Annotated in this window: 23 protein-coding genes and 1 pseudogene; 14 read left to right on the plus strand and 10 right to left on the minus strand. The window is 56.8% G+C overall.

The genetic code is table 11. The features are described 5' to 3' along the window. Positions 1-47 precede the first annotated feature (47 nt). The 5 genes from hutG (at position 48) to OVA03_RS04270 (ending at position 4,505) form a co-directional block, all read left to right on the plus strand. Positions 48-872, plus strand: coding sequence for an N-formylglutamate deformylase (hutG, locus tag OVA03_RS04250; RefSeq protein WP_267526932.1), 825 nt, complete (start codon positions 48-50; stop codon positions 870-872). Positions 873-897: 25 nt separating this feature from the next. Continuing rightward, positions 898-1,821 carry a bifunctional 5,10-methylenetetrahydrofolate dehydrogenase/5,10-methenyltetrahydrofolate cyclohydrolase gene (locus OVA03_RS04255; RefSeq protein WP_267526933.1) on the plus strand — a complete coding sequence of 308 codons (924 nt, stop codon included), beginning with the start codon at positions 898-900 and terminating at the stop codon, positions 1,819-1,821. A 3-nt stretch (positions 1,822-1,824) separates the two neighbouring features. Continuing rightward, the gene (locus OVA03_RS04260; RefSeq protein ID WP_267526934.1) at positions 1,825-3,048 is read left to right on the plus strand and encodes an NAD(P)/FAD-dependent oxidoreductase; all 1,224 of its coding nucleotides are present in this window, start codon (positions 1,825-1,827) and stop codon (positions 3,046-3,048) included. Positions 3,049-3,150: 102 nt separating this feature from the next. After that, positions 3,151-3,861 carry a CoA transferase subunit A gene (locus OVA03_RS04265; protein WP_267526935.1) on the plus strand — a complete coding sequence of 237 codons (711 nt, stop codon included), beginning with the start codon at positions 3,151-3,153 and terminating at the stop codon, positions 3,859-3,861. A 2-nt stretch (positions 3,862-3,863) separates the two neighbouring features. Continuing rightward, entirely contained in the window at positions 3,864-4,505 is a 642-nt protein-coding gene (locus OVA03_RS04270) for a 3-oxoacid CoA-transferase subunit B (protein ID WP_267526936.1), read from the plus strand. Here OVA03_RS04270 and OVA03_RS04275 read toward each other — a convergent pair. The 4 genes and pseudogenes from OVA03_RS04275 to OVA03_RS04290 all read right to left on the minus strand — a co-directional run bounded on the left by OVA03_RS04275 (position 4,487) and on the right by OVA03_RS04290 (position 8,084). Continuing rightward, a complete protein-coding gene (locus OVA03_RS04275; RefSeq protein ID WP_267526937.1) occupies positions 4,487-5,164 on the minus strand; it encodes an ABC-type transport auxiliary lipoprotein family protein in 678 nt (225 codons plus the stop codon). The genes OVA03_RS04270 and OVA03_RS04275 overlap by 19 nt on opposite strands. Further along, positions 5,161-6,099 (minus strand): MlaD family protein, encoded by a 939-nt coding sequence (locus OVA03_RS04280; protein WP_267526938.1) that lies wholly within the window; start codon positions 6,097-6,099, stop codon positions 5,161-5,163. Before OVA03_RS04280 ends, OVA03_RS04275 begins: the two co-directional genes overlap by 4 nt. 4 nt (positions 6,100-6,103) lie before the next feature. Continuing rightward, positions 6,104-6,927, minus strand: a pseudogene (locus tag OVA03_RS04285) (ABC transporter ATP-binding protein). After that, a complete protein-coding gene (locus tag OVA03_RS04290) occupies positions 6,924-8,084 on the minus strand; it encodes an MlaE family ABC transporter permease (protein WP_267526939.1) in 1,161 nt (386 codons plus the stop codon). Before OVA03_RS04290 ends, OVA03_RS04285 begins: the two are co-directional and overlap by 4 nt. A 395-nt stretch (positions 8,085-8,479) precedes the next feature. Here OVA03_RS04290 and OVA03_RS04295 point away from each other — a divergent pair, with 395 nt between their 5' ends. From OVA03_RS04295 to OVA03_RS04305, 3 genes are read left to right on the plus strand one after another with little or no spacing between them, the layout of a single operon-like run. Continuing rightward, complete coding sequence (locus tag OVA03_RS04295; RefSeq protein WP_267526940.1) at positions 8,480-9,538, plus strand: extracellular solute-binding protein; 1,059 nt, start codon at positions 8,480-8,482, stop codon at positions 9,536-9,538. Positions 9,539-9,547: 9 nt separating this feature from the next. Then, positions 9,548-11,170 (plus strand): ABC transporter permease, encoded by a 1,623-nt coding sequence (locus OVA03_RS04300; RefSeq protein ID WP_267526941.1) that lies wholly within the window; start codon positions 9,548-9,550, stop codon positions 11,168-11,170. A gap of 3 nt (positions 11,171-11,173) precedes the next feature. Next, positions 11,174-12,205: an ABC transporter ATP-binding protein gene (locus tag OVA03_RS04305; RefSeq protein WP_267526942.1), complete on the plus strand. Its 1,032-nt coding sequence runs from the start codon at positions 11,174-11,176 to the stop codon at positions 12,203-12,205. A 71-nt stretch (positions 12,206-12,276) separates the two neighbouring features. On the opposite strand, the gene OVA03_RS04310 is transcribed toward OVA03_RS04305, so the two are convergent. Continuing rightward, positions 12,277-12,528 (minus strand): DUF3253 domain-containing protein, encoded by a 252-nt coding sequence (locus OVA03_RS04310; RefSeq protein ID WP_267526943.1) that lies wholly within the window; start codon positions 12,526-12,528, stop codon positions 12,277-12,279. A gap of 30 nt (positions 12,529-12,558) precedes the next feature. Between OVA03_RS04310 and OVA03_RS04315 the strand changes: the two genes are divergently transcribed. Continuing rightward, the gene (locus OVA03_RS04315) at positions 12,559-12,996 is read left to right on the plus strand and encodes a PaaI family thioesterase (protein ID WP_267526944.1); all 438 of its coding nucleotides are present in this window, start codon (positions 12,559-12,561) and stop codon (positions 12,994-12,996) included. Between the two features lie 15 nt (positions 12,997-13,011). Here the strand turns inward: OVA03_RS04315 and OVA03_RS04320 are convergent, their stop codons facing one another. Together OVA03_RS04320 and OVA03_RS04325 are read right to left on the minus strand one after the other, a co-directional pair. Beyond that, positions 13,012-14,292 carry a NupC/NupG family nucleoside CNT transporter gene (locus OVA03_RS04320; protein ID WP_267526945.1) on the minus strand — a complete coding sequence of 427 codons (1,281 nt, stop codon included), beginning with the start codon at positions 14,290-14,292 and terminating at the stop codon, positions 13,012-13,014. A gap of 153 nt (positions 14,293-14,445) precedes the next feature. Then, positions 14,446-14,880, minus strand: a complete 435-nt coding sequence (locus tag OVA03_RS04325; protein WP_267526946.1) for an OsmC family protein — start codon at positions 14,878-14,880, stop codon at positions 14,446-14,448. A gap of 198 nt (positions 14,881-15,078) precedes the next feature. On the opposite strand from OVA03_RS04325, the gene OVA03_RS04330 reads away from it, so the two are divergent. Continuing rightward, positions 15,079-16,269 carry an amino acid aminotransferase gene (locus OVA03_RS04330; protein WP_267526947.1) on the plus strand — a complete coding sequence of 397 codons (1,191 nt, stop codon included), beginning with the start codon at positions 15,079-15,081 and terminating at the stop codon, positions 16,267-16,269. Positions 16,270-16,571: 302 nt separating this feature from the next. Next, complete coding sequence (gene leuA, locus OVA03_RS04335) at positions 16,572-18,245, plus strand: 2-isopropylmalate synthase (protein WP_267526948.1); 1,674 nt, start codon at positions 16,572-16,574, stop codon at positions 18,243-18,245. A gap of 133 nt (positions 18,246-18,378) precedes the next feature. Here the strand turns inward: leuA and ung are convergent, their stop codons facing one another. The 3 genes from ung to OVA03_RS04350 form a co-directional block, all read right to left on the minus strand. After that, complete coding sequence (ung, locus tag OVA03_RS04340) at positions 18,379-19,056, minus strand: uracil-DNA glycosylase (protein ID WP_267526949.1); 678 nt, start codon at positions 19,054-19,056, stop codon at positions 18,379-18,381. Between the two features lie 64 nt (positions 19,057-19,120). Continuing rightward, positions 19,121-20,161: an NAD(P)-dependent alcohol dehydrogenase gene (locus OVA03_RS04345; protein WP_267526950.1), complete on the minus strand. Its 1,041-nt coding sequence runs from the start codon at positions 20,159-20,161 to the stop codon at positions 19,121-19,123. A 75-nt stretch (positions 20,162-20,236) separates the two neighbouring features. Continuing rightward, entirely contained in the window at positions 20,237-20,863 is a 627-nt protein-coding gene (locus OVA03_RS04350; protein ID WP_267526951.1) for an RluA family pseudouridine synthase, read from the minus strand. Positions 20,864-20,937: 74 nt separating this feature from the next. On the opposite strand from OVA03_RS04350, the gene OVA03_RS04355 reads away from it, so the two are divergent. The 3 genes from OVA03_RS04355 to OVA03_RS04365 are packed head-to-tail and all read left to right on the plus strand — an operon-like array spanning position 20,938 to position 23,375. Further along, positions 20,938-22,284, plus strand: a complete 1,347-nt coding sequence (locus OVA03_RS04355) for an anti-phage deoxyguanosine triphosphatase (protein ID WP_267526952.1) — start codon at positions 20,938-20,940, stop codon at positions 22,282-22,284. Positions 22,285-22,292: 8 nt separating this feature from the next. Further along, entirely contained in the window at positions 22,293-22,835 is a 543-nt protein-coding gene (locus OVA03_RS04360) for a glutathione peroxidase (protein ID WP_267526953.1), read from the plus strand. Then, positions 22,836-23,375, plus strand: coding sequence for an MOSC domain-containing protein (locus OVA03_RS04365; RefSeq protein ID WP_267526954.1), 540 nt, complete (start codon positions 22,836-22,838; stop codon positions 23,373-23,375). It abuts the gene before it with no gap. Positions 23,376-23,414 lie beyond the last annotated feature (39 nt).

Raw genomic sequence — 23,414 nt, forward strand, 5'->3', positions numbered from 1 at the left:
AGTCCGTTGCGCTTGACAGATACCAACGAACACGGCTCACATAAATTATGGATATAATCCCTGCCCTGCCGCTGTTTGAGGTTCACGAAGGCGATGGACCTTTGGTGATTGCTGCCCCGCATGTCGGCACCTATCTACCCGATGATATTGCCGCCTGCATGACGTCTACGGGTTGCAGCGTCAATGAAACCGATTTTCATGTTCACCGGCTTTACGATTTTGCCCGCAGTCTGGGCGCCAGCACATTATGGGCGACCCACAGCCGCTATGTCATCGATCTTAATCGTCCGCCCGATGGCGGCGCGCTGTATCCTGGCAAGTTCGAGACGGCCCTGTGCCCGCTGACCGATTTTGACCTCCAGCCGCTGTATATCGCAGGGCTGGAACCCGATGCCGCTGAGGTTGAACACCGACGGGTGCACTATCACGCACCCTACCATCAACGATTGACTGAAATTCTGACCGCCACCCGTGCGCGGCATGGTTATGCGCTTTTGATCGACGCCCACTCGATCCGCAGCGCGATCCCCAGCCTGTTCAGCGGGTCGTTGCCGGATATCAATCTGGGCAGCAATGACGGACAAACCCTGTCACCGGAGGTTTTGGAGGTCGTGCGCAAGTGGCAAGACACACGGTCGCCGTTTTCCAGCGTGCTCGATGGTCGCTTTAAGGGCGGCTATACCACCCGACATTACGGCAGGCCTGAGATCAACCAGTTCAGCCTTCAGACCGAGATCGTGCAGGATCGGTATCTCGATACAGCCGATCCGCGCACATTCCATGCCGAGCGGGCCAAAGCCATGTCAATGCGCCTGAAATCGCTGGTTGAGGCCTTGCTTTCTCACCTTGAGCGGTCTTATAGACCGGGTTAATTGCAACAACGCGTGAGCCTTTTTTATGACCGACACCAATCTGGGCAATATTATCGACGGGTTTGGCTACGCCAAGGGTCTGCGGGAACGGCTAGCGGTCAAGGTGGCAGAGCTTAAGGCTACCAACGGCATCACGCCCTGCCTGGTGGTCGTTATTGTCGGTGATGATCCAGCCAGCCAGATCTACGTCAAAAACAAAGGCGAAAGTACGCGGGCCATCGGCATGGAATCGCGCACTATCACCTTGCCGGACACCACGACCGAAGATGACCTGCTGAAATTGATCGCCGAACTAAATGCCGACACTGCGGTTAACGGCATATTGGTTCAGTTGCCACTGCCAAAACACATGTCCTCGCTCAAGGTCATTGACGCCATCGATCCGCTCAAGGATGTGGACGGGTTCCATATTGAAAATGCCGGTAAGCTGGCGGTCGGGTTAGACGGCATAGTCCCCTGTACGCCGCTGGGCAGTCTGATGCTGCTCAAAGATGCCGTCAAAACCCAGGGCAACGGGTCATTGGCGGGCATGAATGCGGTTATCGTGGGACGCTCGAATATTGTTGGCAAACCGATGGCGCAACTGCTGCTTAATCAGGATTGCACCGTCACCATTGCGCACTCAAAAACCAAAAATCTCAAAGAATTATGCCTCACGGCTGATATTTTGGTGGCGGCGGTTGGCCGTCCGAAATTTATCGCCGGCGATTGGGTCAGGGACGGCGCCTATGTCATTGACGTCGGCATCAACCGCATCGAGGTTGACGGACCGGAGGGTAAAAAGTCGAAGGTCGTCGGTGATGTTGATTTCGACGCCGCCAAGCTGCGCGCCAAGGCGATTACGCCCGTGCCGCGCGGCGTCGGGCCAATGACCATCGCCTGCCTTTTGAACAACACCCTGCACGCCACCTGCCTGCAATACGGCCTGCCCTCCCCTGAAGGCCTGTAAGATATGGGCGTGGTGATCATCGGTGCGGGCCATGCCGGCGGCAGCGCCGCGGCCTTTCTGCGGCAATATGGTTATGACGGTGACATCACCCTGATCGGGGCGGAAGCCTACCTGCCCTATCAACGCCCGCCCCTGTCCAAGGCGTGGCTGAAAGGCGAAGCCGAAGAGGAAGACCTCTATCTGCGTCCGGCCAGTTTTTATGCCGAAAAAAACATCACGCTTAGGCTGGACACCCACGTGTCAATGATTGACCGTGAAGCGCAACAGGTTGAACTGAACGGCGGTGAGCGTGTCGGTTATGATCATCTGATCCTTGCCACCGGCTCGACCGCGCGACCGTTCACTATCGAAGGTGCCGATCTGACACCCTATCACCAGCTACACACGCTGGCCCATGCCGAGGCGCTGAAATCCGCATTCCAAGATGGCTTGCGGGTCGGCCTGATCGGTGCGGGCTATGTCGGCCTTGAGGTCGCGGCCTCTGCGCGCAAACTGGGGTGTCAGGTTACGGTCTTTGAGCGCGAAGCCCGCGTTCTGGCTCGCGTCGCCTCGAAAACTTTGTCGGCCTTTTTTGAGAAAACGCATGAGGTAAATGGCGTATCCTTTTGCCTGAGTGCAGATATTTCTAAACTCAGCCCCTCTGACCACGGCGCCATCGTTCATCATGCCGATGGTACGCAATCTGAATTTGACCTACTGCTGGTCGGTATTGGCGCCCTGCCCTGTGATGATCTGGCGCGCGCATGCGGCCTGCTGTGTGAAAACGGAGTGCAGGTCGATAATGAGGCCCGCACGTCTGATCCCCATATCTTTGCCATTGGCGATGTGACCTCCCGCATGGTGCAGCCCTATTACGAAGGCCGCTATCGTCTGGAGAGCGTGCCCAATGCACTGGAGCAGGCCAAGCAGGCCGCCGCCGCCATTGCCGGTTCAAAACCGCCCGCCCCCGAAGTGCCGTGGTTCTGGTCAGATCAATATGACTATAAGCTTCAGATCGCGGGGCTGATCCCGCCTGTGTCAAATACCGTCGTGCGCGGCAATCCTGATGACGGCGCATTCAGCGTTTTTCACCTTGATGATGATCACCGCCTGCGCGCCGCCGAATGTGTCAATCGCCCGGCTGATTTCATGGCCGCCAAACAACTGATCGCCAAGGGTGTCGCCCTTGATCCAGTCGTTGTGGCCGATGCAGCGGCTTCGCTCAAACCGTTTCTGACGGCAGGGTAAATCACATAATTTTGCCGCAGCGCAGCGTATTTGCGCGTGACAAATCAAGCCGATATGGCATAGCCTCGCCCCAACATAAACGCATCAGGGCGAGGCACGCACATGACATCGGCCAGCAAGGTTTACACAGGTGCTAAAAACGCGCTCGACGGGTTGTTGTTCGACGGCATGACCATCATGTCGGGCGGATTTGGTTTGTGCGGCATACCTGAAAATTTGATCGCCGCCGTACGTGATGCGGGCACCAAATACCTTACCGTCATTTCCAATAATGCCGGGGTCGATGGCTTTGGCTTAGGCATGTTGCTCAATACCCGTCAGATTAAAAAAATGATCTCGTCCTACGTGGGTGAAAACAAGGAATTTGAGCGCCAGTATCTGGCCGGTGAGCTTGAACTGGAGTTTAACCCGCAAGGTACGCTGGCCGAACGCATCCGGGCGGGTGGCGCAGGCATTCCGGGGTTTTATACCGCCACCGGCTATGGCACCCTGGTGGCTGAGGGCAAGGAAACCAAAGCGTTTAACGGCAAAAACTATGTGCTGGAAACCGGGCTTGTCGCTGATCTGTCGATCATCAAGGCCTGGAAAGGCGATGCCCGAGGCAATCTGATTTTCAGGAAAACCGCCCGCAATTTCAACCCGATGATGGCGACCGCCGGTAAAATCTGCGTAGCAGAGGTTGAAGAAATAGTCCCCGTGGGCGCGCTTGATCCCGACCACATCCACACGCCGGGCATCTATGTTGACCGCATCGTGCAGGGCACTTTTGAAAAGCGCATCGAGCAGCGCACTATCCGTACTGTGGAGGCCTGAGTATGCCCTGGACACGAGACCAACTGGCTGAACGCGCGGCGAAAGAACTGAAGGACGGTTACTACGTCAATCTGGGCATCGGCATCCCCACGCTTGTGGCCAACCACATCCCGGCGGGCATGACGGTCACCTTGCAATCGGAAAACGGGATGCTCGGCATGGGCCCCTTCCCGACCGAGACTGAAGTTGACGCCGACCTGATCAATGCCGGCAAACAAACCATTACAGAACTGGATGAAACCGCTTATTTCTCATCGGCAGACTCGTTTGCCATGATCCGCGGCGGCCATATAGACCTGACTATTCTGGGCGCGATGGAAGTGGCCCAAAACGGCGACATCGCTAACTGGATGATACCGGGTAAGCTGATCAAGGGCATGGGCGGGGCCATGGACCTGGTGGCCGGCGTCAAGCGCGTCGTCGTGGTCATGGAACACGCCAATAAGCACGGCGAATCCAAGGTGCTCAAGGCCTGCACCCTGCCGCTGACGGGTACGCATGTGGTCGATCTAATCATCTCAACTTTGGGCGTATTTGAGGTCAAGCCGGATGGTTCCGGCCTGATTCTCAAAGAGTTAGCGCCCGATGTGACCCTGGACGAGGTGGCGCGCCTGACCGAGGCCGATTACGACGTCGGGCTCTGAACCACTAGAGCCTGCCCCTTCACCGTCTCCTCGGCAAAGGCCACTATATCGGCAATCATCAGCGTCGTGGCTTCTTCGTAAGCCGGGACAATTTCGCCGACCCGGTTGCTGTCCGCCTTGACCTCCCGCGACAGATATTTATGGGCCACCGCCGTGCGATTCGACAAGCGCACCATCGTCACATCCAGCGCGATTACGACGGTGGGCTGACGCTTGGCATAGGCGGTCTCAAAACGCCGCACCTGAACATCCAGGCGGTATTTAGCCGCCCCACGTCCGCGATCGGACAGTCTAACCGTGGACGCCACCCGGTCAAAGCCTTCGGAAACCGCATTTTCAAACAGGGTATCCGCCGGTGATGCCCAGCGGGCCCCTTCGATGTAGGACACCAGTGAATTTTCGGTCGTAAGGATGCCATCGCCCGCGGCCGCCTTGGGCAAGCTGATGCCGGAGATATAGACCTCAGCCGCTTCGCCGCCCGTGACGGGTTCTGCGGATACACCGCCCACTTTAAGCAGATCAGCGTTAAACCCAAAGCGATAAAGCTGAACCGGATCGCTGCTGGGCAGCAGGGTGATACAACCGCCCAAGGCCGTAGAGGCGGACAAGACTGCCCCAAGGGTCAGTAACTGACGGCGCGAAACCATATAACGGTTCATTCTTTGACCTTTCTGTCCTTGGCAACGGGTTTACTGATCAGGCCCTGCGGGCTTGAGCGGGCCTCTTCGACCAATTGTTCCAGCGACCGGGTCGCTTCGTTGAGATTTTGCAGGGTTTCCTGAATATCTGGCAAAGTCGTTTCCGAAACCTCAGTTGCCGGGGCCTCTAAGGCGACCGCTAACTTTGCCAGTTCGTCCGACGCCTTGCCGAACCGTCCGGCGGCGTCTTCCAGCTTGGCCAGGGTTTGCGGCGCCCGCTCGCCGACGAGAGCATCTGTGGATTTGGCCAGCCTTGCGACCTCATCAGCGGCCTGCCCCGCACTGACAATAGCCTCATGGGTATCGTTGAGCATCTGCTCACGATCTTTGAGATCAGAGGTAAAATTCTCAATATTCTCAAGGCTCTTGGTCAATGTCATCAGGTTTTTGTCCGACAGCAGCCGGTTGACGCGGTCAAGGGTCTTATAGGCGTTCTGGATCACCGACCCGCCCCCTTGCAGCAGCAAATCAAGCGCGCCAGGGGCCCCCTTGATCACCGGATTGGGGCCAGACAGGCTCTTGCGCACCAGATAGGGGGATTTATTGCCACCAGGCGTAATCTGAATATAGTTGAGACCCGTGACCCCCATCGGCTCAAGCGTTGCGGTCGAATCCACCCGCACCGGCGTTTCCCCGTCAAGGCGAACCGTCGCAATCACCTGCTTGTTGTCAACCTTGCCCAGACGCAGATCCGTGACTTCACCGACCTTGATACCGTTGAAGTGCACCTCTCCGCCTTCGACCAGACCACTGACCGAAGAGGTAAAGACGACATCATAAGTGTCATAGCTCTGGTTAAAATCAAAGCGAACCAACCAGAACGTAAAGGCTAGTCCCGCCGCCAGCAGCAGCAAGGTCACAAAGCCTACGAAGGCATAATGGGCTTGTCTTTCCATCGTCTCAGCTTTCCTGATCGCCAGAAGGTGTGTGATCGCGCATCTTGCCGCCTAAGCGACCGCGCGGACCATGAAAATATTCGTGTATCCACGGATGGTCTGATTTTTCCAGCTCCAGCGGCGGGGCCTTGGCCACCACATGCTTGTCGGCCAGAACCGCCACCTCATCCGTAATGGTATAGAGGCTGTCGAGGTCATGGGTGATCATAAAGACCGTAAGCCCCAGACTGGACGCCAGTTCCTTAATCAACGCATCGAATGCCGCCGCCGAAATCGGGTCAAGTCCGGCGGTCGGTTCATCCAGAAACAATAGCTCCGGATCAAGCGCCAGAGAGCGCGCCAGTGCTGCCCGCTTGATCATCCCGCCTGACAGTTCCGACGGCATCAGGTCAGCCGCATTGAGCGGCAGCCCCGCCAGCGACATCTTAAGCAGTCCGATACGCTTGGATTCGCGCCGGTTCAGCTTTGTGAACTCAGCCATCGGCACCATGATGTTTTCCAGCACGGTCAGCGAGGAAAACAACGCCCCGCTTTGAAACAACACGCCGCTGCGCGACTGAACATCCAGTTTTTGTTTTTTCGAGGCCGTCGCAATATCCTGACCGAAAATATTGATCTGTGACCGGATTTAAAGCGCAACAAACCAAGGATAGATTTCAACAACACAGTCTTGCCGGAGCCCGACCCACCGACCACGCCCAGAATTTTGCCGCGCTCAACCGTCAGGTCAAGATCCTGATGGATAACCCGGTCACCGAACTGATTGACAAGCCCGCGGATTTCAATCGGCGGCCCATCATTGCGGGGGTTAAGTTCATACGCACTCATTGGGCGGGAATTCCCTGTAACAGAATGGCGAATACCGCATCAATGACAAAAATCGCAAAGATTGCCTGTACGACGGCGCGCGTCACCTGACGCCCCAGGGATATGACATCCTCCGTCACCGTCATGCCCATGTGACAGCCGATGATGGCGATGGCGGCCGCATAGAACGGTGTTTTGACCATACCGACAAAGAAATGGCTGATATCAACATAGTCGAGCGTGCGCTGCATGATCATCGGTGGGCCATAATCCAGCGTCGTCCATATGATGCTAAAACCACCGATCATACCGGCCATCGACCCCACAAAGGTAATCAGCGGGATCATAAGGACAAGCCCGATCAGGCGTGGCAGCACCAGGGCTTCGTAAGGATCGATGCCCATGACCCGCATGGCGTCAATTTCCTGATTCATCTTCATGGCACCGATTTCGGCGGCAAAGCTGGAGGCACTGCGCCCAGCCAGCAGCACCGCCGTGATCAGCGGCCCCAGTTCACGCAACTCGGCAATACCAACCAACTCGATACTAAACACCTGCGCCCCGAACTGGCTCAACTGCATCGCCCCCAGAAAGGCAATGACCGCACCGATAAACAGGTTTGAGGCGACCACGATCGGGATCGCTTCGAGTCCAGCCCGCTGCATCAGACTGACCAGCGGAGTAAGCCTCAGCTTCAAAGGATTAAAGATCGTCACGATCAGCGTAACGACCGTGCGCCCGATAAAGGACAGCAGGGCGGTAAAGATCGCCAGATTGGCGACAACACCTGCGCCCAGCTTGGCGACGCCCCGGATAATCGGATTTTGGCTGTCTTCGCGGCGACTATGGTCTTCATGAAACTCATCAACCGTCAGATCGCGCCCACTGACCAGATCATAAAGTCCCCGAAAATTGTCCTGCCCGGCGAATATCTCCCCGCGCACCCGATCACCAATGACCGCGCTCAATAGATAAGCCCCGGCGGTATCAAGTTGAACTAACGCATCGGAATCAACCTTGATCGAGCTAAAGGGCTTCAGATCGCTTTTAAGGCGCGGCGCGATGCCGCCAATCGTACCGACGCGCCAATCACCGCTGAGCGTGAGCCGACCATAGCCGTCTTGCTCCCCCACAGGTTCTATGCGGTATTGTGCTTTGTCGTTGCGCGCGCTGGCCATAAAGACTGTTGAAATACCTAAGTAATTTAAAAACCATGAATAGAGCCCCCAAAGCGCAGGCTCATATTTTAGAACAGACCGGATTTACCCGGGCATACGACGGATACAGAATGAGAATGAACGATCATTCTCATTCTGTATCCGTACCGCTCAACCTTATGCAGGTCAAGTGTTATGATTACCCTTAAAATGACGTGATGACAAAATAAGTGATCCATTTATTTTTTTGCCGCGCTTTTTATACCACGCCAAAATTTGTAAAAATGGAATGCGAAGCCAGCAGGCCTGTTATCCAATCCATAAAATTCCGACAAATAGCGTCGTCGCGCTTGCGAATAATTCTCATACATGCCAAACAGACCGCATTTAGAGGGTATGCGTGAAAGGTTTGTGTCATGACTTTGATTTCCGCTCGTTTTCTAGCGTTTGCCGCCGTTCTCGGACTGTCGGCGTGTGGCAAGCCCGCCGAGGAAGCGAAACCAGCGGTACCTGCGCAAACCAAAGGCCATGTCAATGTCTACACTGCCCGCCATTACGATGCTGACAACCTGATCTATGAGGCTTTCACCAAAGAGACCGGTATCAAGGTCAACCGGCTGGAGATCCAGCCCGACCAACTGGTTGAGCGGATGAAGGCCGAAGGCGAAGGCTCACCGGCCGATGTCATCCTGATGGCCGACGCCGGTGCCTTATGGAAGGCGTCAGACGCCGGTCTGTTCCAACCTCTGGAATCGCCGGTCATCAGCGCCGCCGTGCCGGAAAACCTGCGCGAACCTAACCACCTGTGGTTTGGCTTCTCCAAGCGGGCGCGCGTCATTGTCTATGATAAGACCAAGGTCAAACCGGAAGAGGTCGCCACCTATGAAGCGTTGGCCGGCCCGCGCTTTAAGGGCAAGGTGTGCGTGCGTTCTTCTGACAACGTCTATAACCTGTCACTGATGGCGGCCTTCATTCAGCACTGGGGCCCGAAAAAGTCGCTCGACTGGGCCAAGGGCGTGGTCGCCAACATGGCCCGCGATCCGCAAGGCGGCGACATTGACCAAATCAAAGCCGTCAGCGTCGGGGCGTGCGAAGTCGCACTGTCGAACTCCTATTACTACATGCGCCTGCTGCACCATGAGGGCGAAATCGACCCGAAGGTGGCGCAAACCACGGCCTTAAGCTTCCCCGATATCGCGGGCCAGGGCACTCACGTCAATATTTCCGGCGGCGGCATGGCGAAATATGCCGCCAACAAAAAGGAAGCTCAGGCGTTCCTTGAGTACATGACCTCAAAGAAAGCCCAGACCATCTTCGCTCAGGCCAATGGCGAATATCCCGTCGTCCCGTCAGACGAGACCCCGGCCTATATTCAGGCGATTTCCGGCTTCAAGGCCGATCCTTTGTCGGTCACGACCTATGGTGCCAACCAGTCCGAGGCCCAAAAAATCTACGATAAAGCGGGGTGGAAATAACCCCCCTCCATGCCTGATGCTGCCGCACCCTCTCCGGTTTCTACGTCCGGGCGCCCTGAGCGCACCGACTGGAGCGGTGCGGCCTTTAAGGCAGGCGCGATCCTGGCGGTCTGCGTGACCTTGCTGCCCATTTTGGCGGTGGTCTATAAGGCGTTTGAGTCCGGTCAGTCGCTTAACCTGCCCGATTTTCCTGTCATGCGCTATGCCCTGACAAGTGCCGCGCTGGTGACATGGGTGGCCGTCATTACGGTCGCTTTGGGGACGGTCGCAGCCTGGCTAGTGGCTATGCACGAATTTCCGGGCCGTCGCATTTTTTCGTGGGCGCTGGTGCTGCCGCTGGCCTGTCCCGCCTTTGTGCTGGCCTATGGCTGGAGCGATTTTTTGGATGTCGCCTCACCGTTTCGGGCATGGCTTTATGGTGCATTGGGTTATGATGTCCCGCTCAATATGCGCAACTTTTACGGCGCGGTTTTCGTTTTAAGCTTTGCCTATTTTCCCTATATCTATCTGACGCTTAAAACCGCTTTCTTAAACCAGTCTGTCTGCGCGATTGAGACGGCGCGTATGCTGGGGGTAAGGTCGAACGATATCTTCCTGCGCCTGTCCCTGCCTATATGCCGGCCGGCCCTGATCGCCGGTGTTGCGCTGGTCATCATGGAATGTCTGGCTGATTATGGCGCGGTCAATTTCTTAGGCGTGCAGACCCTGACCACCGGCGTGGTGCGGGCATGGTCGATCTTTGGCTCGACCGAACTGGCGGCGCGACTGGCGCTGTGCCTGATCGGGGCGACCGCGTTTTTGCTGCTGATCGAGCGCACTCAGCGCCATAACCGTAGCTACTCCGCCGCCTCCGCCCGCTGGCGTGAATTGAACGCCCTGCCCTTAAGCCGCCCTAAGCAGTGGCTGGCCACGCTTTATTGTTTGTTGCTGCTGGCGTTTGGCGTGGTCATTCCCGTCGCGTGGCTGATCTACCGCGCTATCAAAACCTCCCCCGATGTTCAGCGTCTGCTGGACGCCGCCATCAGCACATTGGGCCTGAGCCTTGCGGGTGCGGCCATCACCCTTGTGCTTGCCACTCTAGTGGCCTTTGGGTTTAGAAAAAGCCGCGCCATTTCCAACCTGATGAGCATCGGCTACGCCACCCCCGGCGCGGTCATGGCCATCGGATTGTTAGTCCCTGCCGCAATCCTGTGGCAAGGCTTTGCCATTCAAAACAATTTCTGGATCGGCATCGCCCTGCTGCTGATCGCCTATGCCGCCCGCCTGATGGCGTCCGCGTTTGAGCCGATCAAGGCTGGCCTGACCCGCATTCAACCCAATTTGGCACTGGCCAGCCGCACCCTTGGGGCCACAAAGACCGAGGCTATCCGGAGGGTAGAATTGCCGCTTGTGCGCGGCACCTTCATGGCGGCAGCATTGCTGGTGTTTGTCGATATCGCCAAGGAACTGCCCGCCACCCTGATCCTGCGGCCATTCCAGTTGGAAAGCCTTGCCGTACTGGCCGACCGCTATGCCAGTGATGAAAGATTGTCACAGGCGGCGTGGCCCAGCCTGTTGATCCTTGCGGTATCGCTCATTCCATCCCTATACCTGTCTTTACGCATTGATGCTTCGCGTACCGGAAAAGAATAACTCATGGCCGCCCTGCTGGAAATTACCGATGTCAAACGTGCCTTTGGCGGCCATAAGGCCGTCGATGGGGTGTCCCTGTCGCTGAACGAGGGCGAAATCACCTGCCTTCTGGGGCCATCGGGCTGCGGGAAATCAACCCTGTTACGGCTAATTTCGGGGCTGGAGACCATCGAAGGCGGCACGATCGCCGCAAACGGTGTCGTTCTGTCGGGCAAGGGCATCCATGTGCCGCCTGAAAAGCGCGACATGGGCTTTGTGTTTCAGGACTACGCCCTGTTTCCCCATCTGAGCGTGCGTGACAATATCGGCTTTGGCCTGAAGCACTTAAACGCGGCTGAACGTGATGAGCGCATCAATAGCCTGCTGGCCACCGTCCGCTTAAGCGATAAGGCCAAACTCTATCCGTCGTCCCTGTCCGGCGGTGAGCAGCAACGCATTGCTCTGGCTCGCGCCCTTGCCCGCCATCCGCGTCTGATCCTGCTCGATGAACCGTTTTCCGGTCTTGATGCCCATCTGAAATCCGAAGTGCGCGAAGCCACGCTCAATATTCTGGAAACCACCGGCACCACCGCCATCATGGTCACCCACGATGCCGAAGAAGCCCTCAGCATGGGGCATGCTCTGGCCTTGATGAACGAAGGCAAGATCATCCAGACCGGCACGCCCGAAGACTGTTATTTCAATCCGGCGTCGCTAGTAGCCGCGCGGTTGTTAGGTGAAACCAATCTGGTGCCGGGTAAGCACATGGGCGATCATATCACCTCCGGGTTCGGCAGCCTCCAGGCCAAGGGTCCGGCGGCGATCAAACTGACCCTGTGCATCCGCCCCGAAGCCTTTGTAGTCGAAGACGCAGCGATCGACCTGACGTCAGAGGTTTTGGTCACCGCCTATCGCTATCACGGCGCCTATTGCGATCTGGTGCTTAAAGCGCCGAGCGGCGACGAAGCCCACGCCCATGTGTCATCGCTTCGTCCCTATACGGTCGGGCAAACCGTCCATGTCCGACTTGAGCCGAAACTGGTCGCGGTGTTTTAGCTTTTTAAGAACTCCCCCTGTTGCAGGGGGAGCTGATTTAAACGCTCGCGTTTAGATCAGAGGGGGTAAACTTATTCCCCCTCAACCGGCAACCGCAGCCGGTAAATACCCTTGAACGTATTCGGATCGGCAGGCTTGCCCTTACGCAACACCTCAATCTTGCCCTGTCGCGCAAGGCCAACCACCGTGGTGCGCACTTTCGGGAGTTGACGCCGCCACATTTCCGGGTCTACAGCCTGAGCCACCTGGTTGGGATTGATACTTTCCCCCGGCGTCGCCTTCGATAGCAGGTCGAAAATAGCATCTTCTATGGATAGCGACATATCATAAGTCCGATGTGCAGGAGTAAGCCCGTGGCCGATAATTTAAGTCTTGAACCGTTAATGATTGAAGACGGCGAATTCAAGGGCTGGTTCCTGTCGCCTAAACAAGACCCCTATGTCAAGCTAATCGGGCCGTTTTATTATCAGTTCGATGACGCGGGCCACATGCGCGTTGCCATGAGGGTCGATGAGCGTCATATGAATGGCGGCGGCATTATGCACGGCGGGTCTATGCTGTCGCTGGCGGATACGGCACTGTTTGCGTTCGCGGTCGGTGACCTCGAAGGCTCGCGCGGGGTGACCATGCAACTGGATTCGCAGTTTCTAAATCCCGGCAATGTCGGCGATATCGTGATCGCGACCGGCGAAGTGGTTCGCTCAGGCCGCACCACGATATTCGCGCGCGGGATGCTGCATGTCGGCGATAAACCGATCATGGCCTTTTCAGGCGTGATCCGGAAATTCTAGGCGCGACTTAAAAAACTACCTAACGAACAGGTTTGACGGCAGAGCGCCCACCACAGCCGCCGTCAGACAGGTGGCGACAAAACCCGCGAACAGGGCTTTCCAGACAAGGCTTAACACCTCTTCGCGCCGTTCGGGCATCAGCACGCTCAGGCCCGTGACCGTGATACCGACTGAGCCGATATTGGCAAAGCCACAGATGGCATAGGTCAGCAGCATGCGCGTACGCTCGCTCATCTCGGTCGCCGGAATGGCGCCCAGCTTAAGGAACGCCACGAACTCGGTCAGGGTCAGCTTTACCCCTAAGATCCAGCCGGCCTTTTGCGCTTCTTCCCATGGCACGCCCATCAGCCAGGCCAGAGGCGAGAACGCAACCCCTAGAATACGCTCTAATGTCACCGCTTCTCCGCCCACAAGCGGCAGGCCCGACAGCATGACATTGACCAGCGAGACAAACGCCACAAACACGATCAGGATGGCGGAGATGTTCATGACCACCATCAGGCCATCGCTGGTGCCCTTGACGATGGCATCAATGGCGGAATCGTATTTCAACGCGCTATCGTACTCAGCGTAGTAGCCGCCCTCGCCCTCTTTTTCAGGCACTATCACACGCGACAGAAGCACGCCCGCCGGTGCTGACAGGATCGACGCCACCAGCACATGCCCGGCCGCATTGGGCAGCACGTCGCGCAGGATCAAGGCATAGGCGACCATGGTTGACCCGGCAACGGTCGCAAGGCCCACCACCATCATCATGAACACTTCGGAGCGCGATAACTTGGAAAGGTATGCCTTGATGACGATCGGGCTTTCGATCATGCCTAAGAATATGTTGGTCGCCACGGCCAGCGCCGACGCCCCACCCAGCCCCATGGCCTTTTGGAACAAAAACCCGAACGCCTGCGTGATCCATTTCAGAATATGCCAGTGCCACAGCAGCGCCGACAGGGCCGAAATCACCAGAATGAGCGGTAAAACTTCAAAGGCAAACACGAACAGGCCGTTCTGATTGACGACCTGATAGGGCTGATTGCCGCCGCCCAGATAGCCAAACACGAACTGGGTGCCCTGACGGGTGGCGAGAGCCAGACCATCCACGGCTGAATTGACGGCATCCAGAACGACCTGCGCCTGCGGCACCCCGAAAAACAGCAGGATCAGGCCCACCTGAACGCCGATCGCGCCGATGGTCAGCACAAAGGGGAACTTGCGTTTATTCTCGGACAGTACCCAGCAGACAAACAACATGACCGCAATACCGATCAGGCTCTGGATATTGTGAAAACCGTAGGTCATGAACGGAAAAGGCCTTTGAAAAAACTATCAAAGGCCTCTATCCGATAACATGTGAAACCAAGGCAAGCGCTTTTTTGAAACGTACCCGTAAATGGCCGTAAATTGCGCCTGTACTGGTAAAAAGGCGACAAATCTATCGCCTGACACACGATTTTAGGCGAGCGTGGCCTCTAAGGTAATCGGCACTGCCGACAAGGCTTTTGAGACCGGGCAGTTGGCCTTGGCACCGGCGGCGACTTCCTGAAACTGCTCATCGGAAATGCCGGGGATGGTGGCTTTCAGTTTCAGCTTGATGCCCGCAATGGCAAACCCGCCATCAGCTTGTTGGAGGTCAACCTCGGCATCCGTCGCCATATGGTCAGCCGTAAAGCCCGCCTTACCCAAGGCAAACGCCAGCGCCATGGTAAAGCAGCCGGAATGGGCCGCGGCGATCAGTTCTTCGGGGTTAGTGCCTGCCTTGCCGTCGGCGTTTTCAAAGCGCAGTTTAAAGGAATAGCGCTGATCAGTGAACACCCCGCTCTGGGTCGTCAGACCGCCCTGACCTGTAGCGCCGTCGCCGCTCCATTTTGCCGTAGCCGTGCGTAACATGGGATGACCTTTCCTGTTTCAGTGAATGTGAGACTAAAACGCTAAACCATAGTCTGCCCGCGTGACAGTAAATTTATCATCAGACGGCGCGTCAAAGTCGAAAGGTAATTCTATTCCGCAATGGATGCCTTTTTGAATAGTTTCCGTTGACACCATGTGCTAAGTACCCAGCGAAAAGTTTCAACGGATACCTGTTCAATGACCGATGCCGCCACCGCCCAGCGCGACCCGTTTGCCGCCCTCAAGGATCAGCCCGCCGATGGCCTGCTGGCCCTTATCGGTATGTATCGCAACGATCCGCGCACCTCTAAGATCGATTTGGGAGTCGGTGTTTATCGCAACGCTGACGGGCAAACGCCTGTCATGGCGGCCGTTAAAGCCGCCGAACAACGCCTACTGACGGAACAAACTTCAAAGTCCTATCTGGGGCCAGAAGGCGATCCGGTCTATGTTGAGTTGTTAAAGCCTCTGGCTTTTGGTGAGCCCGTGGCCGCGTCTAAGCGCCTGATCGGGGTACAGACCCCCGGCGGCACCGGCGCGCTCAAACTGATCGCCGAGCTTCTGAAACTGACGGAGTCGCGCGTCTTTGTCGGCACCCCGACCTGGCCTAACCACGGTCCGATTTTTAAGTCTGCGGGCGTTGATGTCATTGAGCATCCGTTCTTTGACAAGGCCACCCAGACCGTCCTGTTCGATGAGATGATGGCGGCCTTGACGGCGGCGCGTTCCGGTGATGCGATTTTGCTGCACGGCTGCTGCCACAATCCGGCGGGGGCAGAGTTCACATCGGCCCAATGGCAGATTTTAAGCGATTTCATCGTTGCGCGCGGCCTGCTGCCGATCATTGATCTGGCCTATCAGGGGCTGGGCAATGGCCTTGAAGATGATGCCAAGGCCATGCGCGCCCTGCTGGCCGCTGTACCTAATGCCCTGATCGCCTATTCGTGCGATAAGAATTTCGGCCTTTACCGCGAACGGGTCGGCGCGATCTATGCGCTGGCGGCGTCTGAGGCTTTGGCCCAGCGCGTGCTCGGCAATATTCTGGTCATTGCCCGCACCCATTGGTCTATGCCGCCCGATCATGGTGGGGCGATTGTGCGCACTATCTTACTGGACGGCGAACTGACGCAAGTGTGGAAGGCCGAACTGGCCGAAACTCAAGGCCGTCTGGTGGAACTGCGTATGCTGCTGGCAGCCGCTCATCCGCGACTGGCGCCGATGGCCGCTCAAACTGGCATGTTCTCACTTCTGCCGCTGTCGCCGGATCAGGTCACATCTTTGCGCGAAGACAACGGCATCTATATGGCTGGTTCCGGTCGTATCAATATTGCAGGCCTAACGGTCGAAAACATCTCGGTACTGGCGACTGCCCTTCAGCCCTATCTCTGATCGTTTCCCGTTCTCCCCCCTTCTTCATTGACCTTGCGGGATGGGTGTGAGATAGGGTGCGCCCAAAGATTCAGCATAATTCCGGTTCTGGAATTGACTGGTGCTGAGGTCGTTACGGGTGTAATTTATGGCGACGGATCAAACGTCTAAGACATGTGAGAATATTGCCGGTGCCTGCGCACAGGCGGCGCTCATTAAGCGACTTATGGGCCGCTGTCGGGACTGACGGCGACCCGACGGCTTGAGCATATCGCCGTAGTCACATGTTTTGATCTATCCGTATTTTGTGGTGTACCACCCCTATGATGTTAAAAAATCCTGCCGATAAATACCGCCCGTTTGACCTGGGCGTCGATATGTCCGACCGGACATGGCCGTCAAAATCCATCACGACCGCTCCGCGCTGGCTGTCAACCGATCTGCGCGACGGCAATCAGGCGCTGGCCGATCCGATGGACGTCGAAAAAAAGATGCGCTTCTGGAACAAGCTGATGGAAGTCGGCCTGAAAGAAGTCGAGGTCGGCTTTCCGTCGGCGTCGCAGATCGAGTTCGATTTTGTGCGTAAACTGATCGAAGGCGGCCATATCCCTGATGATGTCGCCGTTCAGGTGCTGGTGCAATCGCGCGAAGACCTGATTGCGCGCACCTTTGAGTCGCTGAAAGGCGCCAGGCAGGCGATCGTTCACCTCTATAACGCCACCTCGCCCTTGTTCCGCAGGGTCGTGTTCGGTCTGGAAAAGGCCGATGTGATCGCTTTGGCCATCAAGGGTGCCACCGCCATTATGGCCGAGGCCGCCAAGCAACCCGACACCAAGTGGATGTTCGAATATTCGCCGGAGACGTTTTCGGCAACGGAACTCGATTTCGCGGTTGAGGTCTGTGAGCGCGTCATGGACGTGTTTGGGGCGACACCGGAAAATCCGGTTATCCTGAACTTGCCGGCGACGGTTGAGGTCTCCATGCCCAACCTCTATGCCGATCAGATCGAGTATTTCTGCCGTAAGCTGTCGCGCCGGGATGCCGCGATCATTTCGATCCATCCGCACAATGACCGCGGCACCGGCATTGCGGCGGCTGAACTGTCGCTGCTGGCGGGGGCTGACCGGATCGAAGGCTGTCTGTTCGGTAATGGCGAGCGTACCGGCAATGTCGATCTGGTGACCTTGGCGCTCAATCTTTATACGCAGGGCATCACCCCAAACCTTGATTTCTCTGACATGCGCTCAGTCGTACGCACGGTCGAATACTGCAACGCCCTGCCCGTCCATCCGCGCCACCCCTACGCCGGTGAACTGGTGTTCACTGCCTTTTCGGGCTCTCATCAGGACGCCATCCGCAAAGGCTTTGCCGCCCATGAAGAGCGCAATGACGGCATTTGGGAAATGCCCTATCTGCCGATTGATCCGGCCGATCTAGGCGAAAGCTATGAAGCCGTCATCCGTGTCAACTCCCAGTCAGGCAAGGGCGGCATCGCCTGGATACTGGAGCAGGATAAGGGCTTGAAACTGCCGCGCCGGTTTCAGGTCGATTTTTCGCGCAAGGTTCAGGAAATCGCCGACGCAACGGGTAAGGAAATGCACGCCGAAGACATCTGGCATGCATTTGAAGGTGCCTATCACCTGAACGGTGAGCAAAAATATGAACTGCTAGAATACGCTGATTCCGGTATTTTGCGCACCGGTGGCGAGCGTTTGTTTGCCGGTCGCATCCGCCATGACGGGGTCGAAGTGCCCGTCAATGGTCGCGGCAATGGTTTGATTTCGTCGGCGGTCAATGCGCTTAACGACAGCTATGGCTTAGGGTTGGAAGTCGTCGATTTCCACGAACACGCGCTTTACAAAGGCACGGACGCTAAGGCCGTCGCCTATGTCGAATGCAAAACCCCCGATGACCGGAAGGTGTTCGGCGTGGGCATTGATTCCGATACGGCTACCGCGTCGGTCAAGGCGATACTATCAGCTGCAAACGCATTGTAATCCTTAGAACTCCCCCTGCAACAGGGGGAGCTTTCATTTGACAAGTCAAATGAAAGAGAGGGTGAAACGGCCCACGGAATCCCCCCTCCGTCTTTTGCTAACGCACCCCCCCCGTAAACGGGGGAGGAGAAGATTAAGGCAATTGCCAGTCGATAGGTTTTTGGCTTTTTGACTTAAGAAATTCATTCGTTTTTGAAAACGGCTTAGATCCCAGAAATCCGTTATGGGCCGATAGCGGCGAAGGGTGGGCCGATTTGATCACCAGATGCTTATCGGCGTTCACAAACGCCGCTTTTTTCTGCGCATATGCCCCCCACAGAATGAACACCACCGGATGCGGCAGATCATTAACCGCGCGAATGACGGCATCTGTAAAGCGCTCCCAGCCCTTACCCTGATGGGAGGCCGCCTGCGCCATCTCGACCGTCAGCACCGCATTCAGCAGCAGCACGCCCTGCTTGGCCCAGTGCTCCAGAAAGCCATGACGGGCGGGCGGGATGCCGAGATCGGCCTGTAATTCCTTATAGATATTGGCCAGTGACGGCGGCGTTTTCACACCCGGACGCACCGAAAACGACAGACCATGCGCCTGACCTTCGCCGTGATAGGGGTCTTGTCCCAAAATCACCACTTTGACGCTGTCGAGCGGCGTCAGGTTAAGGGCTGCGAAATATTCCGAACCCTTGGGGAATATGCGTTTACCCGCCGACTTCTCCGCCGTCAGAAAGGTTTTCAGCGCCTGCATATAGGATGCTGAAAACTCCCCTTCGAGGGCAGATTTCCATTGCTCATCAAGGGCGATATCGGCCACGGCCACCTCCGCAAATAGAGCGTCAGCAAGCCGTGACTCTCATCATAAGGTCAAGACCAAAGCCTTAACCTTTCAACGTCGCCATATCGATGACAAAGCGATAGCGAACATCGGATTTGATCACCCGTTCATAGGCGGCATTGATGTCTTTGATGTCGATAACTTCGATATCTGAGACGATGTTGTGCTCACCACAGAAATCGAGCATTTCCTGAGTTTCCTTGATCGAGCCGATCATCGAACCGGCCAGTGACTTACGACCGGCGATTAGAGCGAAAGCGCTGACCGGTACGGGGTTATCCGGCACCCCCACAAGCACCATGGTGCCGTCGACCTTGACGAGACCAAGATAAGCGTTCCAGTCGATCGGGGCCGACACCGTGTTGATGATTAGGTCGAACGACCCGGCCAGAGCCTCAAAGGTTTTCGGATCATTGGTCGGATAATAATGATCAGCCCCCAGACGCAGGGCATCGTCCTTCTTGGCCATAGATTGGCTAAGCACGGTAACCTCTGCCCCCAGCGCATGGGCCAGTTTCACGCCCATATGGCCAAGACCGCCCAAGCCGATAATGGCGACCTTCTTGCCCGGCCCGGCGTTCCAGTGCTTGAGTGGCGACCACAGGGTGATACCTGCGCACAACAGAGGCGCGGCCCCATCGAGCGGCAGATTGTCCGGCACCGACAGGACATAGCCTTCCTTGACGACAATGTGGTCGGAATAGCCGCCGTAGGTCGGCTGGCCGTCGGCGTCACGGTCGTTATAGGTCTGGGTCAGGCCGGGCAGATATTGCTCAGCATCCACATCGCGCTGGCAGTGGCGGCAGGAATCGACAAAACAGCCAACACCAACCCGGTCGCCTTCTTTGAATTTACTGACTTTGGCACCGACCTTGGTGACAACACCGACGATTTCATGACCGGGCACCTGCGGGTAGATGCCGGGGAACCATTCGTCGCGGACCTGGTGGATATCGGAATGGCAAACGCCGCAGAACTGGATATCGATGACCACATCGTCATCATTCGGTTCGCGGCGCTCGAACGAAAATGCTTGCAATGGGGCTTTAGGCGCAAGGGCGGCATAGCCTTTGGCGGTGCTCATGGGTCATGTCCTTATTGTTGGGGTTACAGATGTCATATAGGCACGACCTGAGCGGGGTTTAAGGGTAACCGCGTCCTAAAACTTGACCTCAGAGACATAATCCACAGGCTGTTGCGTCTGCGGGTGCGGCAGGCGCAGGGATTGCGCGTGCAGCAGCATACGCGGGCTAAGCCTACGCACCTCATCGGAAGCATAAAACTCATCACCGACAATGGGATGACCAATCGCCATCATATGCACCCGCAACTGATGTGACCTGCCGGTGACCGGCTCCAACTCCACCCGCGTCCGGTCGCTAAGGCGCTCAAGCACGCGGTAGCGCGTCAGGCTGGGCTTACCGATATCATGGTCAACCCTCTGGCGCGGGCGGTTAGGCCAGTCGGTGATCAGCGGCAGATCAACCGCGCCCTCATCGGCCGCCACCTGTCCGGCCACCACCGCCACATAGTGTTTATCAACCTGGCGCGCCTCAAAGGCCATCGACAGGCTGCGGTGGGCCGCTTTGCCGCGCGCCATCACCATAAGGCCGGAGGTCGCCATATCGAGCCGGTGTACGATCAGCGCATCAGGAAACGCCGCCTGCACGCGCACCGCCACACAGTCCTGATTGGCCTCACCCCGTCCCGGCACACTGAGCAGGCCTGCGGGTTTGTCGACGACAATTAGATAATCATCGCTATATATAATCAGCGGTAAGGACATGGGCCTGTCATAACCCATAGCCATTTCCGTTCAAGCCGGGAATCGTTTTAAGTCTGCAGGGTACGGAGATTGATATGAACGATGTATGGGAAGCGCGGCAGAAACCGGAACGTAAAGCCGACGATGACGCCCGTTCGCCCTTTGATGTCGATTATGCCCGCATCATCCATTCGGCGTCGTTCCGCCGGTTGCAGGGCAAGACCCAGATCCTGAACCTGGGCGACAGTGATTTTTACCGCACCCGCCTGACCCATTCGCTGGAGGTGGCGCAAATCGCCGGCGGGCTGGTGCGGCAGTTTCAGACCTTCGCCAAAGACCACCCCGCCTGCCCGCATCTACCGCCGATCAGTCTGGTGCAGACCTTGGGCTTTGCTCATGACCTCGGCCACCCGCCATTCGGGCATGGTGGGGAAACCGCGCTGAATTATTGTATGCGCAACGACGGCGGCTTTGAAGGCAATGGCCAGACTTTGCGCATCCTGACCAAACTGGAGAATTTCTCCAAAGCCAATGGCGCCAATCTGACGCGGCGGTCTCTGTTGGGCGTTTTAAAATATCCGGTGGCCTATAGTGCCGCCCGCAGCCCTGAAATTGTCCCGACGATTCAGGACGGCCCATCAGCCATCCGCATTATTGATCGCCATGCGTCTGAGCCGCCAAAATCCTATTTAGATTGCGAAACACAAGTCGTTGAATGGGCGCTGTCGCCGCTATCAATTGCCGATCGCAATCGATTTCAAGCCATTGATAAAAAAGACGGAAAGCACGCCAGAACGCGCCACAAATCGCTCGATTGTTCGATCATGGATATTGCCGACGACATCGCCTACGGCGTCCATGATTTCGAAGATGCTATCGCTTTGGGACTAATCCGGGAGGGCGATTTCAGGCGCGCGGTGTTAGAGCCCGACTGCGCGGTCTTCCTGAATTACCTTAACGAAAAATACCCGGATAAGTGCGGTAACGATGTCTATGAGCACTTTGTCCGTAGCTTATTTTCGGATTCCAACACCCGCAAGATGTTCATCAATATTCTGGTGCGGTTCCTTATGGCCAATGTCCGCTTAGAAGATAACGGCCTGTTTGACGAACCGCTGTTGCGTTACCGTGCGGGCATGACCGGGGCGCACCATCATTTCCTTAAGGCCCTGAAGGATATTGTGTTCGATAAGGTCATCAAAAGCCCGCAGGTTCAGCACCTTGAGTTCAAGGGCCAGAACATGGTCGTGGCCGTGTTTGAAACTTTCGAGAGTGATCCAAAAGCCTTTTTACCCACTGATGCTTATGAGAAATTTGCGGCATCAGGGGGTGACAAACGCATCATATGCGACCACATTTCAGGCATGACCGATGGCCACCTCATGAAGACCTATGAGCGCCTGTTCAGCCCGCGCATGGGGTCGGTATTTGATAAATTGTAAGGACGCGTATGACCGACATTGCCAATATTCCGCTCACCACCATTGAGGGTGCGCCTGCCACGCTTAGCGACTATGCGGGTAAGGTTGTCCTGCTGGTCAATGTCGCGTCTAAATGCGGCCTGACCCCGCAATATGAGGGGCTGGAGGCGCTGTACCGTGCCCGCAAGGATGATGGGCTGGTCGTGCTGGGCTTTCCCGCCAACAACTTCATGGGCCAGGAACCCGGCAGTGAGGATGAGATCGCCAATTTCTGTTCGCTGAGCTATGACGTCACCTTTCCGATGTTTGCCAAACTGAGCGTCAAGGGTGCGGATCAGCATCCACTGTATGCCGCTTTGACCGCAGCCGCCCCCGTAACCACCGGCGATGAGATCATGAAGGCCAAGCTGCAATCCTATGGTCTGGCCTCGCCTGCGCCCGGCGAAGTGTTGTGGAATTTCGAGAAGTTCCTGATCGGCCGCGATGGTCAGGTCAAGGGCCGCTTTTCGCCGGACGTCACCACCGATGACAAACGGTTGCAAACCGCCATTAATGCGGAGTTGACGGCCTGAATGGCGCTTAATCCGGCATCCCCTCTGGCGCAACTGATGCTGTCCCCGGTGCGAGCTGGCCGTGTCGAATGGATTGGCATCCGTCCGGCCCGCCGCGCGGCTATGCTGACACCTGACAGGATCGAATTAAACTCACAGGACGGCATTGTCGGTGATCGCTACATGAGTAAAACCACCGGCAACCGCCATGTGACCCTGATCCAGAGCGAGCATCTGATGGCCATCGCCTGCTTTCTGGGCCGCGATCAGGTCACGCCCGAAGACCTGCGCCGTAATATTGTCGTGTCGGGCCTGAACCTGCTGGCGCTCAAGGATCGTGAATTCCGGCTGGGAAGCGCCACCCTCAAAATGACCGGCGACTGCCATCCCTGCTCGCGCATGGAAGAGACCTTTGGGCCCGGCGGCTATAACGCGGTGCGCGGCCACGGCGGCATTACGGCACGGGTGATCATGGCAGGCACGGTAGCGATTGGCGAGACCGTTGTTCCGATGTCAGCACCAATAAACAATATGACGCCTCAAGATCACAATGCCGTTTAAGCTTCAGGCCCGCCCTGCCGTCAAAGCAAGTCGGGCCTG

The organism is Asticcacaulis sp. SL142 (assembly GCF_026625745.1).
GTDB lineage: Bacteria > Pseudomonadota > Alphaproteobacteria > Caulobacterales > Caulobacteraceae > Asticcacaulis.

What these genes read in the sequence shown, in the direction of transcription:
- hutG (WP_267526932.1), top strand. Translation starts at nt 48, where the DNA reads ATGGATATAATCCCTGCCCTGCCGCTGTTTGAGGTTCACGAAGGCGAT.
- OVA03_RS04255 (WP_267526933.1), top strand. Translation starts at nt 898, where the DNA reads ATGACCGACACCAATCTGGGCAATATTATCGACGGGTTTGGCTACGCC.
- OVA03_RS04260 (WP_267526934.1), top strand. Translation starts at nt 1,825, where the DNA reads ATGGGCGTGGTGATCATCGGTGCGGGCCATGCCGGCGGCAGCGCCGCG.
- OVA03_RS04265 (WP_267526935.1), top strand. Translation starts at nt 3,151, where the DNA reads ATGACATCGGCCAGCAAGGTTTACACAGGTGCTAAAAACGCGCTCGAC.
- OVA03_RS04270 (WP_267526936.1), top strand. Translation starts at nt 3,864, where the DNA reads ATGCCCTGGACACGAGACCAACTGGCTGAACGCGCGGCGAAAGAACTG.
- OVA03_RS04275 (WP_267526937.1), bottom strand. Translation starts at nt 5,164, where the DNA reads ATGAACCGTTATATGGTTTCGCGCCGTCAGTTACTGACCCTTGGGGCA.
- OVA03_RS04280 (WP_267526938.1), bottom strand. Translation starts at nt 6,099, where the DNA reads ATGGAAAGACAAGCCCATTATGCCTTCGTAGGCTTTGTGACCTTGCTG.
- OVA03_RS04290 (WP_267526939.1), bottom strand. Translation starts at nt 8,084, where the DNA reads ATGGCCAGCGCGCGCAACGACAAAGCACAATACCGCATAGAACCTGTG.
- OVA03_RS04295 (WP_267526940.1), top strand. Translation starts at nt 8,480, where the DNA reads ATGACTTTGATTTCCGCTCGTTTTCTAGCGTTTGCCGCCGTTCTCGGA.
- OVA03_RS04300 (WP_267526941.1), top strand. Translation starts at nt 9,548, where the DNA reads ATGCCTGATGCTGCCGCACCCTCTCCGGTTTCTACGTCCGGGCGCCCT.
- OVA03_RS04305 (WP_267526942.1), top strand. Translation starts at nt 11,174, where the DNA reads ATGGCCGCCCTGCTGGAAATTACCGATGTCAAACGTGCCTTTGGCGGC.
- OVA03_RS04310 (WP_267526943.1), bottom strand. Translation starts at nt 12,528, where the DNA reads ATGTCGCTATCCATAGAAGATGCTATTTTCGACCTGCTATCGAAGGCG.
- OVA03_RS04320 (WP_267526945.1), bottom strand. Translation starts at nt 14,292, where the DNA reads ATGACCTACGGTTTTCACAATATCCAGAGCCTGATCGGTATTGCGGTC.
- OVA03_RS04325 (WP_267526946.1), bottom strand. Translation starts at nt 14,880, where the DNA reads ATGTTACGCACGGCTACGGCAAAATGGAGCGGCGACGGCGCTACAGGT.
- OVA03_RS04330 (WP_267526947.1), top strand. Translation starts at nt 15,079, where the DNA reads ATGACCGATGCCGCCACCGCCCAGCGCGACCCGTTTGCCGCCCTCAAG.
- leuA (WP_267526948.1), top strand. Translation starts at nt 16,572, where the DNA reads ATGATGTTAAAAAATCCTGCCGATAAATACCGCCCGTTTGACCTGGGC.
- OVA03_RS04345 (WP_267526950.1), bottom strand. Translation starts at nt 20,161, where the DNA reads ATGAGCACCGCCAAAGGCTATGCCGCCCTTGCGCCTAAAGCCCCATTG.
- OVA03_RS04350 (WP_267526951.1), bottom strand. Translation starts at nt 20,863, where the DNA reads ATGTCCTTACCGCTGATTATATATAGCGATGATTATCTAATTGTCGTC.
- OVA03_RS04355 (WP_267526952.1), top strand. Translation starts at nt 20,938, where the DNA reads ATGAACGATGTATGGGAAGCGCGGCAGAAACCGGAACGTAAAGCCGAC.
- OVA03_RS04360 (WP_267526953.1), top strand. Translation starts at nt 22,293, where the DNA reads ATGACCGACATTGCCAATATTCCGCTCACCACCATTGAGGGTGCGCCT.
- OVA03_RS04365 (WP_267526954.1), top strand. Translation starts at nt 22,836, where the DNA reads ATGGCGCTTAATCCGGCATCCCCTCTGGCGCAACTGATGCTGTCCCCG.